4 tRNA genes and 7 rRNA genes are annotated in these 14264 nt (G+C 49.8%); all 11 read left to right on the plus strand.

Going from position 1 to position 14264, the window contains the following annotated elements:
* Positions 1-203: 203 nt before the first annotated feature.
* Positions 204-3091 (plus strand): 23S ribosomal RNA (locus FIV04_RS01425).
* A gap of 94 nt (positions 3092-3185) precedes the next feature.
* Positions 3186-3300: ribosomal RNA gene (gene rrf, locus FIV04_RS01430) — 5S ribosomal RNA — on the plus strand.
* A 345-nt stretch (positions 3301-3645) separates the two neighbouring features.
* Positions 3646-5196, plus strand: a 16S ribosomal RNA gene (locus FIV04_RS01435).
* Positions 5197-5262: 66 nt separating this feature from the next.
* Positions 5263-5339: transfer RNA gene (locus tag FIV04_RS01440), tRNA-Ile, on the plus strand.
* A 40-nt stretch (positions 5340-5379) separates the two neighbouring features.
* Positions 5380-5455: transfer RNA gene (locus FIV04_RS01445), tRNA-Ala, on the plus strand.
* A 295-nt stretch (positions 5456-5750) separates the two neighbouring features.
* A 23S ribosomal RNA gene (locus FIV04_RS01450) occupies positions 5751-8632 on the plus strand.
* A gap of 94 nt (positions 8633-8726) precedes the next feature.
* A 5S ribosomal RNA gene (rrf, locus tag FIV04_RS01455) occupies positions 8727-8842 on the plus strand.
* 345 nt (positions 8843-9187) lie between these two features.
* Positions 9188-10740: ribosomal RNA gene (locus FIV04_RS01460) — 16S ribosomal RNA — on the plus strand.
* Positions 10741-10806: 66 nt separating this feature from the next.
* Positions 10807-10883, plus strand: a tRNA-Ile gene (locus FIV04_RS01465).
* A gap of 40 nt (positions 10884-10923) precedes the next feature.
* A tRNA-Ala gene (locus FIV04_RS01470) sits at positions 10924-10999 on the plus strand.
* Positions 11000-11294: 295 nt separating this feature from the next.
* Positions 11295-14183 (plus strand): 23S ribosomal RNA (locus FIV04_RS01475).
* The 16S, 23S and 5S rRNA genes sit together here with 4 tRNA genes alongside, the layout of an rRNA operon.
* Positions 14184-14264 lie beyond the last annotated feature (81 nt).

The raw sequence follows: 14264 nt of genomic DNA on the forward strand, positions 1-14264 counted from the left end.
AATTAAAAGTTCTCAATGTTTATCTTTTAGATAAACACAACACAAACACATTCAAGTGTCTTGGCTTTTTGTCTTCACTTTTAAAAAGTGAAAATAAAGAGAAAAAATTGAGTCCGGCAAACACGTAATAAGAACTAACCCTTCTTATTACAACCAAAAACCTTGGTGATTTATCATCAACTCGAAACTTCTTCGGGTTGTATGGTTAAGTGACTAAGCGTACACGGTGGATGCCTTGGCAGTCAGAGGCGATGAAGGACGTATTAACTTGCGATAAGCCCAGATTAGGTAGTAAAAACCATTTGAGTCTGGGATTTCCGAATGGGGAAACCCACTTACATAAGTAAGTATCTTGTTGTGAATACATAGCAACAAGAGGCAAACCGGGGGAACTGAAACATCTAAGTACCCCGAGGAAGAGAAATCAACCGAGATTCCGAAAGTAGCGGCGAGCGAAATTGGATTAGCCCTTAAGCTTTTAATGATGCAGGTGAAGAGTCTGGAAAGTCTCGCAATAAAGGGTGATAGCCCCGTAACCGACACATCATAATCAGTGAAATCGAGTAGGGCGGGACACGTGATATCCTGTCTGAATATGGGGGGACCATCCTCCAAGGCTAAATACTACTGACTGACCGATAGTGAACCAGTACCGTGAGGGAAAGGCGAAAAGAACCCCTGTGAGGGGAGTGAAATAGAACCTGAAACCGTGTACGTACAAGCAGTAGGAGCACCTTCGTGGTGTGACTGCGTACCTTTTGTATAATGGGTCAGCGACTTATATTCAGTGGCAAGGTTAACCGTTTAGGGGAGCCGTAGGGAAACCGAGTCTTAACTGGGCGTTCAGTCTCTGGATATAGACCCGAAACCAGGTGATCTAGCCATGGGCAGGTTGAAGGTTGAGTAACATCAACTGGAGGACCGAACCGACTAATGTTGAAAAATTAGCGGATGACTTGTGGCTAGGGGTGAAAGGCCAATCAAACCTGGAGATAGCTGGTTCTCCCCGAAAGCTATTTAGGTAGCGCCTCGGACGAATACTACTGGGGGTAGAGCACTGTTAAGGCTAGGGGGTCATCCCGACTTACCAACCCTTTGCAAACTCCGAATACCAGTAAGTACTATCCGGGAGACACACGGCGGGTGCTAACGTCCGTCGTGGAGAGGGAAACAACCCAGACCGCCAGCTAAGGTCCCAAAGTATAGCTAAGTGGGAAACGATGTGGGAAGGCTCAGACAGCCAGGATGTTGGCTTAGAAGCAGCCATCATTTAAAGAAAGCGTAATAGCTCACTGGTCGAGTCGGCCTGCGCGGAAGATGTAACGGGGCTAAGCTATACACCGAAGCTGCGGCTGCACACTTTAGTGTGCGGGGTAGGGAGCGTTCTGTAAGCCGTTGAAGGTGGTCTGTAAGGGCTGCTGGAGGTATCAGAAGTGCGAATGCTGACATGAGTAACGATAAAGGAGTGAAAACTCCCTCGCCGGAAGACCAAGGGTTCCTGTCCAACGTTAATCGGGGCAGGGTAAGTCGACCCCTAAGGCGAGGCCGAAAGGCGTAGTCGATGGGAAACGGGTTAATATTCCCGTACTTCTTACAATTGCGATGGGGGGACGGAGAAGGCTAGGTGGGCCTGGCGACGGTTGTCCAGGTTCAAGTACGTAGGCGGAAGAGTTAGGTAAATCCGGCTCTTCATTAACGCTGAGATACGATGTCGAGCCACTACGGTGGTGAAGTCATTGATGCCATGCTTCCAGGAAAAGCCTCTAAGCTTCAGATTGTAAGGAATCGTACCCCAAACCGACACAGGTGGTCGGGTAGAGAATACCAAGGCGCTTGAGAGAACTCGGGTGAAGGAACTAGGCAAAATGGTACCGTAACTTCGGGAGAAGGTACGCTCTTATCGGTGAAGTCCCTCGCGGATGGAGCTGACGAGAGTCGCAGATACCAGGTGGCTGCAACTGTTTATTAAAAACACAGCACTGTGCAAAATCGTAAGATGACGTATACGGTGTGACGCCTGCCCGGTGCCGGAAGGTTAATTGATGGGGTTAGACTTCGGTCGAAGCTCTTGATCGAAGCCCCGGTAAACGGCGGCCGTAACTATAACGGTCCTAAGGTAGCGAAATTCCTTGTCGGGTAAGTTCCGACCTGCACGAATGGCGTAATGATGGCCACGCTGTCTCCACCCGAGACTCAGTGAAATTGAAATCGCTGTGAAGATGCAGTGTACCCGCGGCTAGACGGAAAGACCCCGTGAACCTTTACTACAGCTTGGCACTGAACATTGACCCTACATGTGTAGGATAGGTGGGAGACTTTGAAACCGCGTCGCTAGATGTGGTGGAGTCGTCCTTGAAATACCACCCTTGTAGTGTTGATGTTCTAACGTTGGTCCCTGAATCGGGATTACGGACAGTGCCTGGTGGGTAGTTTGACTGGGGCGGTCTCCTCCCAAAGAGTAACGGAGGAGCACGAAGGTGGGCTAATCACGGTTGGACATCGTGAGGTTAGTGCAATGGCATAAGCCCGCTTGACTGCGAGAATGACAATTCGAGCAGGTGCGAAAGCAGGTCATAGTGATCCGGTGGTTCTGAATGGAAGGGCCATCGCTCAACGGATAAAAGGTACTCCGGGGATAACAGGCTGATACCGCCCAAGAGTTCATATCGACGGCGGTGTTTGGCACCTCGATGTCGGCTCATCACATCCTGGGGCTGAAGTCGGTCCCAAGGGTATGGCTGTTCGCCATTTAAAGTGGTACGCGAGCTGGGTTTAGAACGTCGTGAGACAGTTCGGTCCCTATCTGCCGTGGGCGTTGGAAGATTGAAGGGGGCTGCTCCTAGTACGAGAGGACCGGAGTGGACGAACCTCTGGTGTTCGGGTTGTCATGCCAATGGCATTGCCCGGTAGCTAAGTTCGGAATCGATAACCGCTGAAAGCATCTAAGCGGGAAGCGAGCCCTGAGATGAGTCTTCCTGGCGCTTTAAGCGTCCTAAAGGGTTGTTCAAGACTAGAACGTTGATAGGCAGGGTGTGTAAGCGCTGTGAGGCGTTGAGCTAACCTGTACTAATTGCCCGTGAGGCTTAACCATACAACACCCAAGGGGTTTTGATGGACTCATAAGATACAAACGCTTGAATGAGTTTGAGAGAACAAGAAACAGCTTTCCGAATTTTAAGAATTTGCTTGGCGACCATAGCGTTGTGGACCCACCTGATTCCATGCCGAACTCAGAAGTGAAACGCAATAGCGCCGATGGTAGTGTGGGGCTTCCCATGTGAGAGTAGGACATCGCCAGGCTTTAATTTCGACTTTGCTTAGTATCTAAGCAAGTCACCATAAAGTTCTAACCTTTGCTTTTAGATTTTCAAAATCTGAAGGAAAAAGATAGAGTTTTATGTTGACTTACAGAGTCAATCGCGTATTATACGCATCCGCTTCAACGCTAAAGCGTTGATAGCAAAGCTCTTTAACAATTTAAACCTATCAATCTGTGTGGGCACTCGTTGATGAATATCAAAATAGAAACTTCGGTTTCAACTTGATTTCAATGAACTGAGTGACCAATCGATAATCGTAAGATCGGCACAGTCAATTCAACATTACTATGTAATGTAATCAGTATTCATTGAGTCACAAAATCTTAAATTGAAGAGTTTGATCATGGCTCAGATTGAACGCTGGCGGCAGGCCTAACACATGCAAGTCGAGCGGAAACGAGTTATCTGAACCTTCGGGGAACGATAACGGCGTCGAGCGGCGGACGGGTGAGTAATGCCTAGGAAATTGCCTTGATGTGGGGGATAACCATTGGAAACGATGGCTAATACCGCATGATGCCTACGGGCCAAAGAGGGGGACCTTCGGGCCTCTCGCGTCAAGATATGCCTAGGTGGGATTAGCTAGTTGGTGAGGTAATGGCTCACCAAGGCGACGATCCCTAGCTGGTCTGAGAGGATGATCAGCCACACTGGAACTGAGACACGGTCCAGACTCCTACGGGAGGCAGCAGTGGGGAATATTGCACAATGGGCGCAAGCCTGATGCAGCCATGCCGCGTGTATGAAGAAGGCCTTCGGGTTGTAAAGTACTTTCAGCAGTGAGGAAGGGGGTGTCGTTAATAGCGGCATCTCTTGACGTTAGCTGCAGAAGAAGCACCGGCTAACTCCGTGCCAGCAGCCGCGGTAATACGGAGGGTGCGAGCGTTAATCGGAATTACTGGGCGTAAAGCGCATGCAGGTGGTTTGTTAAGTCAGATGTGAAAGCCCGGGGCTCAACCTCGGAACTGCATTTGAAACTGGCAAACTAGAGTACTGTAGAGGGGGGTAGAATTTCAGGTGTAGCGGTGAAATGCGTAGAGATCTGAAGGAATACCAGTGGCGAAGGCGGCCCCCTGGACAGATACTGACACTCAGATGCGAAAGCGTGGGGAGCAAACAGGATTAGATACCCTGGTAGTCCACGCCGTAAACGATGTCTACTTGGAGGTTGTGGCCTTGAGCCGTGGCTTTCGGAGCTAACGCGTTAAGTAGACCGCCTGGGGAGTACGGTCGCAAGATTAAAACTCAAATGAATTGACGGGGCCCGCACAAGCGGTGGAGCATGTGGTTTAATTCGATGCAACGCGAAGAACCTTACCTACTCTTGACATCCAGAGAACTTTCAGAGATGGATTGGTGCCTTCGGGAACTCTGAGACAGGTGCTGCATGGCTGTCGTCAGCTCGTGTTGTGAAATGTTGGGTTAAGTCCCGCAACGAGCGCAACCCTTATCCTTGTTTGCCAGCGAGTAATGTCGGGAACTCCAGGGAGACTGCCGGTGATAAACCGGAGGAAGGTGGGGACGACGTCAAGTCATCATGGCCCTTACGAGTAGGGCTACACACGTGCTACAATGGCGCATACAGAGGGCAGCCAACTTGCGAGAGTGAGCGAATCCCAAAAAGTGCGTCGTAGTCCGGATTGGAGTCTGCAACTCGACTCCATGAAGTCGGAATCGCTAGTAATCGTAGATCAGAATGCTACGGTGAATACGTTCCCGGGCCTTGTACACACCGCCCGTCACACCATGGGAGTGGGCTGCAAAAGAAGTGGGTAGTTTAACCTTCGGGAGGACGCTCACCACTTTGTGGTTCATGACTGGGGTGAAGTCGTAACAAGGTAGCCCTAGGGGAACCTGGGGCTGGATCACCTCCTTATACGAAGATGTTCACGATAAGTGTCCACACAGATTGATACGGTTTAGAAAGTTAAGAGACGATATTGGGTCTGTAGCTCAGCTGGTTAGAGCGCTCGCCTGATAAGCGGGAGGTCGGTGGTTCAAGTCCACTCAGACCCACCACTATCTTTTCCCAGAGATAGCGGTCAATATCGATTTCGTTGGGGCTATAGCTCAGCTGGGAGAGCGCCTGCCTTGCACGCAGGAGGTCAGCAGTTCGATCCTGCTTAGCTCCACCATCTTTAAGCGCATTAGCGATAGTGCTTTTAAACATGGTTCAGAAATGAATCTGCTCTTTAACAATTTGGAAAGCTGACTGATTTAAATAACACAGTTATTTAAATCAAATTAAAGTTCTCAATGTTTATCCTTTAGATAAACACAACACAAACACATTCAAGTGTTTTGTATTCGATTCAAATTTAATTTGAATCAAAATTGAGTCCGGCAAACACGTAATAAGAACTAACCCTTCTTGTTACAACCAAAAACCTTGGTGATTTATCATCAACTCGAAACTTCTTCGGGTTGTATGGTTAAGTGACTAAGCGTACACGGTGGATGCCTTGGCAGTCAGAGGCGATGAAGGACGTATTAACTTGCGATAAGCCCAGATTAGGTAGTAAAACCATTTGAGTCTGGGATTTCCGAATGGGGAAACCCACTTACATAAGTAAGTATCTTGTTGTGAATACATAGCAGCAAGAGGCAAACCGGGGAACTGAAACATCTAAGTACCCCGAGGAAGAGAAATCAACCGAGATTCCGAAAGTAGCGGCGAGCGAAATTGATTAGCCCTTAAGCTTTTAATGATGCAGGTGAAGAGTCTGGAAAGTCTCGCAATAAAGGGTGATAGCCCCGTAACCGACACATCATAATCAGTGAAATCGAGTAGGGCGGGACACGTGATATCCTGTCTGAATATGGGGACCATCCTCCAAGGCTAAATACTACTGACTGACCGATAGTGAACCAGTACCGTGAGGGAAAGGCGAAAAGAACCCCTGTGAGGGGAGTGAAATAGAACCTGAAACCGTGTACGTACAAGCAGTAGGAGCCCTTCGAGGGTGACTGCGTACCTTTGTATAATGGGTCAGCGACTTATATTCAGTGGCAAGGTTAACCGTTTAGGGAGCCGTAGGGAAACCGAGTCTTAACTGGGCGTTCAGTCTCTGGATATAGACCCGAAACCAGGTGATCAGCCATGGGCAGGTTGAAGGTTGAGTAACATCAACTGGAGGACCGAACCGACTAATGTTGAAAAATTAGCGGATGACTTGTGGCTAGGGGTGAAAGGCCAATCAAACCTGGAGATAGCTGGTTCTCCCCGAAAGCTATTTAGGTAGCGCCTCGGACGAATACTACTGGGGGTAGAGCACTGTTAAGGCTAGGGGGTCATCCCGACTTACCAACCCTTTGCAAACTCCGAATACCAGTAAGTACTATCCGGGAGACACACGGCGGGTGCTAACGTCCGTCGTGGAGAGGGAAACAACCCAGACCGCCAGCTAAGGTCCCAAAGTATAGCTAAGTGGGAAACGATGTGGGAAGGCTCAGACAGCCAGGATGTTGGCTTAGAAGCAGCCATCATTTAAAGAAAGCGTAATAGCTCACTGGTCGAGTCGGCCTGCGCGGAAGATGTAACGGGGCTAAGCTATACACCGAAGCTGCGGCTGCACACTTTAGTGTGCGGGGTAGGGGAGCGTTCTGTAAGCCGTTGAAGGTGGTCTGTAAGGGCTGCTGGAGGTATCAGAAGTGCGAATGCTGACATGAGTAACGATAAAGGGAGTGAAAAACTCCCTCGCCGGAAGACCAAGGGTTCCTGTCCAACGTTAATCGGGGCAGGGTAAGTCGACCCCTAAGGCGAGGCCGAAAGGCGTAGTCGATGGGAAACGGGTTAATATTCCCGTACTTCTTACAATTGCGATGGGGGGACGGAGAAGGCTAGGTGGGCCTGGCGACGGTTGTCCAGGTTCAAGTACGTAGGCGGAAGAGTTAGGTAAATCCGGCTCTTCATTAACGCTGAGATACGATGTCGAGCCACTACGGTGGTGAAGTCATTGATGCCATGCTTCCAGGAAAAGCCTCTAAGCTTCAGATTGTAAGGAATCGTACCCCAAACCGACACAGGTGGTCGGGTAGAGAATACCAAGGCGCTTGAGAGAACTCGGGTGAAGGAACTAGGCAAAATGGTACCGTAACTTCGGGAGAAGGTACGCTCTTATCGGTGAAGTCCCTCGCGGATGGAGCTGACGAGAGTCGCAGATACCAGGTGGCTGCAACTGTTTATTAAAAACACAGCACTGTGCAAAATCGTAAGATGACGTATACGGTGTGACGCCTGCCCGGTGCCGGAAGGTTAATTGATGGGGTTAGACTTCGGTCGAAGCTCTTGATCGAAGCCCCGGTAAACGGCGGCCGTAACTATAACGGTCCTAAGGTAGCGAAATTCCTTGTCGGGTAAGTTCCGACCTGCACGAATGGCGTAATGATGGCCACGCTGTCTCCACCCGAGACTCAGTGAAATTGAAATCGCTGTGAAGATGCAGTGTACCCGCGGCTAGACGGAAAGACCCCGTGAACCTTTACTACAGCTTGGCACTGAACATTGACCCTACATGTGTAGGATAGGTGGGAGACTTTGAAACCGCGTCGCTAGATGTGGTGGAGTCGTCCTTGAAATACCACCCTTGTAGTGTTGATGTTCTAACGTTGGTCCCTGAATCGGGATTACGGACAGTGCCTGGTGGGTAGTTTGACTGGGGCGGTCTCCTCCCAAAGAGTAACGGAGGAGCACGAAGGTGGGCTAATCACGGTTGGACATCGTGAGGTTAGTGCAATGGCATAAGCCCGCTTGACTGCGAGAATGACAATTCGAGCAGGTGCGAAAGCAGGTCATAGTGATCCGGTGGTTCTGAATGGAAGGGCCATCGCTCAACGGATAAAAGGTACTCCGGGGATAACAGGCTGATACCGCCCAAGAGTTCATATCGACGGCGGTGTTTGGCACCTCGATGTCGGCTCATCACATCCTGGGGCTGAAGTCGGTCCCAAGGGTATGGCTGTTCGCCATTTAAAGTGGTACGCGAGCTGGGTTTAGAACGTCGTGAGACAGTTCGGTCCCTATCTGCCGTGGGCGTTGGAAGATTGAAGGGGGCTGCTCCTAGTACGAGAGGACCGGAGTGGACGAACCTCTGGTGTTCGGGTTGTCATGCCAATGGCATTGCCCGGTAGCTAAGTTCGGAATCGATAACCGCTGAAAGCATCTAAGCGGGAAGCGAGCCCTGAGATGAGTCTTCCCTGGCGCTTTAAGCGTCCTAAAGGGTTGTTCAAGACTAGAACGTTGATAGGCAGGGTGTGTAAGCGCTGTGAGGCGTTGAGCTAACCTGTACTAATTGCCCGTGAGGCTTAACCATACAACACCCAAGGGGTTTTGATGGACTCATAAGATACAAACGCTTGAATGAGTTTGAGAGAACAAGAAACAGCTTTCCGAATTTTAAGAATTTGCTTGGCGACCATAGCGTTGTGGACCCACCTGATTCCATGCCGAACTCAGAAGTGAAACGCAATAGCGCCGATGGTAGTGTGGGGCTTCCCCATGTGAGAGTAGGACATCGCCAGGCTTTAATTTCGACTTTGCTTAGTATCTAAGCAAGTCACCATAAAGTTCTAACCTTTGCTTTTAGATTTTCAAAATCTGAAGGAAAAAAGATAGAGTTTTATGTTGACTTCAAGAGTCAATCGCGTATTATACGCATCCGCTTCAACGCTAAAGCGTTGATAGCAAAGCTCTTTAACAATTTAAACCTATCAATCTGTGTGGGCACTCGTTGATGAATATCAAAAAAGAAACTTCGGTTTCAACTTGATTTCAATGAACTGAGTGACCAATCGATAATTTATTATCGGCACAGTCAATTCAACATTACTATGTAATGTAATCAGTATTCATTGAGTCACAAAATCTTAAATTGAAGAGTTTGATCATGGCTCAGATTGAACGCTGGCGGCAGGCCTAACACATGCAAGTCGAGCGGAAACGAGTTATCTGAACCTTCGGGGAACGATAACGGCGTCGAGCGGCGGACGGGTGAGTAATGCCTAGGAAATTGCCTTGATGTGGGGGATAACCATTGGAAACGATGGCTAATACCGCATGATGCCTACGGGCCAAAGAGGGGGACCTTCGGGCCTCTCGCGTCAAGATATGCCTAGGTGGGATTAGCTAGTTGGTGAGGTAATGGCTCACCAAGGCGACGATCCCTAGCTGGTCTGAGAGGATGATCAGCCACACTGGAACTGAGACACGGTCCAGACTCCTACGGGAGGCAGCAGTGGGGAATATTGCACAATGGGCGCAAGCCTGATGCAGCCATGCCGCGTGTATGAAGAAGGCCTTCGGGTTGTAAAGTACTTTCAGCAGTGAGGAAGGGGGTGTCGTTAATAGCGGCATCTCTTGACGTTAGCTGCAGAAGAAGCACCGGCTAACTCCGTGCCAGCAGCCGCGGTAATACGGAGGGTGCGAGCGTTAATCGGAATTACTGGGCGTAAAGCGCATGCAGGTGGTTTGTTAAGTCAGATGTGAAAGCCCGGGGCTCAACCTCGGAACTGCATTTGAAACTGGCAAACTAGAGTACTGTAGAGGGGGGTAGAATTTCAGGTGTAGCGGTGAAATGCGTAGAGATCTGAAGGAATACCAGTGGCGAAGGCGGCCCCCTGGACAGATACTGACACTCAGATGCGAAAGCGTGGGGAGCAAACAGGATTAGATACCCTGGTAGTCCACGCCGTAAACGATGTCTACTTGGAGGTTGTGGCCTTGAGCCGTGGCTTTCGGAGCTAACGCGTTAAGTAGACCGCCTGGGGAGTACGGTCGCAAGATTAAAACTCAAATGAATTGACGGGGGCCCGCACAAGCGGTGGAGCATGTGGTTTAATTCGATGCAACGCGAAGAACCTTACCTACTCTTGACATCCAGAGAACTTTTCAGAGATGAATTGGTGCCTTCGGGAACTCTGAGACAGGTGCTGCATGGCTGTCGTCAGCTCGTGTTGTGAAATGTTGGGTTAAGTCCCGCAACGAGCGCAACCCTTATCCTTGTTTGCCAGCGAGTAATGTCGGGAACTCCAGGGAGACTGCCGGTGATAAACCGGAGGAAGGTGGGGACGACGTCAAGTCATCATGGCCCTTACGAGTAGGGCTACACACGTGCTACAATGGCGCATACAGAGGGCAGCCAACTCGCGAGAGTGAGCGAATCCCAAAAATTGCGTCGTAGTCCGGATTGGAGTCTGCAACTCGACTCCATGAAGTCGGAATCGCTAGTAATCGTAGATCAGAATGCTACGGTGAATACGTTCCCGGGCCTTGTACACACCGCCCGTCACACCATGGGAGTGGGCTGCAAAAGAAGTGGGTAGTTTAACCTTCGGGAGGACGCTCACCACTTTGTGGTTCATGACTGGGGTGAAGTCGTAACAAGGTAGCCCTAGGGGAACCTGGGGCTGGATCACCTCCTTATACGAAGATGTTCACGATAAGTGTCCACACAGATTGATACGGTTTAGAAAGTTAAGAGACGATATTGGGTCTGTAGCTCAGCTGGTTAGAGCGCTCGCCTGATAAGCGGGAGGTCGGTGGTTCAAGTCCACTCAGACCCACCACTATCTTTTCCCAGAGATAGCGGTCAATATCGATTTCGTTGGGGCTATAGCTCAGCTGGGAGAGCGCCTGCCTTGCACGCAGGAGGTCAGCAGTTCGATCCTGCTTAGCTCCACCATCTTTAAGCGCATTAGCGATAGTGCTTTTAAACATGGTTCAGAAATGAATCTGCTCTTTAACAATTTGGAAAGCTGACTGATTTAAATAACACAGTTATTTAAATCAAATTAAAAGTTCTCAATGTTTATCCTTTAGATAAACACAACACAAACACATTCAAGTGTCTTGTATTCGATTCAAATTTAATTTGAATCACCATTGAGTCCGGCAAACACGTAATAAGAACTAACCCTTCTTGTTACAACCAAAAACCTTGGTTGTTTACCATACATAAAGACCTCTTCGGGTTGTATGGTTAAGTGACTAAGCGTACACGGTGGATGCCTTGGCAGTCAGAGGCGATGAAGGACGTATTAACTTGCGATAAGCCCAGATTAGGTAGTAAAAACCATTTGAGTCTGGGATTTCCGAATGGGGAAACCCACTTACATAAGTAAGTATCTTGTTGTGAATACATAGCAGCAAGAGGCAAACCGGGGGAACTGAAACATCTAAGTACCCCGAGGAAGAGAAATCAACCGAGATTCCGAAAGTAGCGGCGAGCGAAATTGGATTAGCCCTTAAGCTTTTAATGATGCAGGTGAAGAGTCTGGAAAGTCTCGCAATAAAGGGTGATAGCCCCGTAACCGACACATCATAATCAGTGAAATCGAGTAGGGCGGGACACGTGATATCCTGTCTGAATATGGGGGGACCATCCTCCAAGGCTAAATACTACTGACTGACCGATAGTGAACCAGTACCGTGAGGGAAAGGCGAAAAGAACCCCTGTGAGGGGAGTGAAATAGAACCTGAAACCGTGTACGTACAAGCAGTAGGAGCCCTTCGAGGGTGACTGCGTACCTTTTGTATAATGGGTCAGCGACTTATATTCAGTGGCAAGGTTAACCGTTTAGGGAGCCGTAGGGAAACCGAGTCTTAACTGGGCGTTCAGTCTCTGGATATAGACCCGAAACCAGGTGATCTAGCCATGGGCAGGTTGAAGGTTGAGTAACATCAACTGGAGGACCGAACCGACTAATGTTGAAAAATTAGCGGATGACTTGTGGCTAGGGGTGAAAGGCCAATCAAACCTGGAGATAGCTGGTTCTCCCCGAAAGCTATTTAGGTAGCGCCTCGGACGAATACTACTGGGGGTAGAGCACTGTTAAGGCTAGGGGGTCATCCCGACTTACCAACCCTTTGCAAACTCCGAATACCAGTAAGTACTATCCGGGAGACACACGGCGGGTGCTAACGTCCGTCGTGGAGAGGGAAACAACCCAGACCGCCAGCTAAGGTCCCAAAGTATAGCTAAGTGGGAAACGATGTGGGAAGGCTCAGACAGCCAGGATGTTGGCTTAGAAGCAGCCATCATTTAAAGAAAGCGTAATAGCTCACTGGTCGAGTCGGCCTGCGCGGAAGATGTAACGGGGCTAAGCTATACACCGAAGCTGCGGCTGCACACTTTAGTGTGCGGGGTAGGGGAGCGTTCTGTAAGCCGTTGAAGGTGGTCTGTAAGGGCTGCTGGAGGTATCAGAAGTGCGAATGCTGACATGAGTAACGATAAAGGGAGTGAAAAACTCCCTCGCCGGAAGACCAAGGGTTCCTGTCCAACGTTAATCGGGGCAGGGTAAGTCGACCCCTAAGGCGAGGCCGAAAGGCGTAGTCGATGGGAAACGGGTTAATATTCCCGTACTTCTTACAATTGCGATGGGGGGACGGAGAAGGCTAGGTGGGCCTGGCGACGGTTGTCCAGGTTCAAGTACGTAGGCGGAAGAGTTAGGTAAATCCGGCTCTTTATTAACGCTGAGATACGATGTCGAGCCACTACGGTGGTGAAGTCATTGATGCCATACTTCCAGGAAAAGCCTCTAAGCTTCAGATTGTAAGGAATCGTACCCCAAACCGACACAGGTGGTCGGGTAGAGAATACCAAGGCGCTTGAGAGAACTCGGGTGAAGGAACTAGGCAAAATGGTACCGTAACTTCGGGAGAAGGTACGCTCTTATCGGTGAAGTCCCTTGCGGATGGAGCTGACGAGAGTCGCAGATACCAGGTGGCTGCAACTGTTTATTAAAAACACAGCACTGTGCAAAATCGTAAGATGACGTATACGGTGTGACGCCTGCCCGGTGCCGGAAGGTTAATTGATGGGGTTAGACTTCGGTCGAAGCTCTTGATCGAAGCCCCGGTAAACGGCGGCCGTAACTATAACGGTCCTAAGGTAGCGAAATTCCTTGTCGGGTAAGTTCCGACCTGCACGAATGGCGTAATGATGGCCACGCTGTCTCCACCCGAGACTCAGTGAAATTGAAATCGCTGTGAAGATGCAGTGTACCCGCGGCTAGACGGAAAGACCCCGTGAACCTTTACTACAGCTTGGCACTGAACATTGACCCTACATGTGTAGGATAGGTGGGAGACTTTGAAACCGCGTCGCTAGATGTGGTGGAGTCGTCCTTGAAATACCACCCTTGTAGTGTTGATGTTCTAACGTTGGTCCCTGAATCGGGATTACGGACAGTGCCTGGTGGGTAGTTTGACTGGGGCGGTCTCCTCCCAAAGAGTAACGGAGGAGCACGAAGGTGGGCTAATCACGGTTGGACATCGTGAGGTTAGTGCAATGGCATAAGCCCGCTTGACTGCGAGAATGACAATTCGAGCAGGTGCGAAAGCAGGTCATAGTGATCCGGTGGTTCTGAATGGAAGGGCCATCGCTCAACGGATAAAAGGTACTCCGGGGATAACAGGCTGATACCGCCCAAGAGTTCATATCGACGGCGGTGTTTGGCACCTCGATGTCGGCTCATCACATCCTGGGGCTGAAGTCGGTCCCAAGGGTATGGCTGTTCGCCATTTAAAGTGGTACGCGAGCTGGGTTTAGAACGTCGTGAGACAGTTCGGTCCCTATCTGCCGTGGGCGTTGGAAGATTGAAGGGGGCTGCTCCTAGTACGAGAGGACCGGAGTGGACGAACCTCTGGTGTTCGGGTTGTCATGCCAATGGCATTGCCCGGTAGCTAAGTTCGGAATCGATAACCGCTGAAAGCATCTAAGCGGGAAGCGAGCCCTGAGATGAGTCTTCCCTGGCGCTTTAAGCGTCCTAAAGGGTTGTTCAAGACTAGAACGTTGATAGGCAGGGTGTGTAAGCGCTGTGAGGCGTTGAGCTAACCTGTACTAATTGCCCGTGAGGCTTAACCATACAACACCCAAGGGGTTTTGATGGACTCAAAGATACAAACGCTTGAATGAGTTTGAGAGAACAAGAAACAGCTTTCCGAAT

Source organism: Vibrio sp. THAF190c, assembly GCF_009363355.1.
GTDB lineage: Bacteria > Pseudomonadota > Gammaproteobacteria > Enterobacterales > Vibrionaceae > Vibrio > Vibrio fortis_A.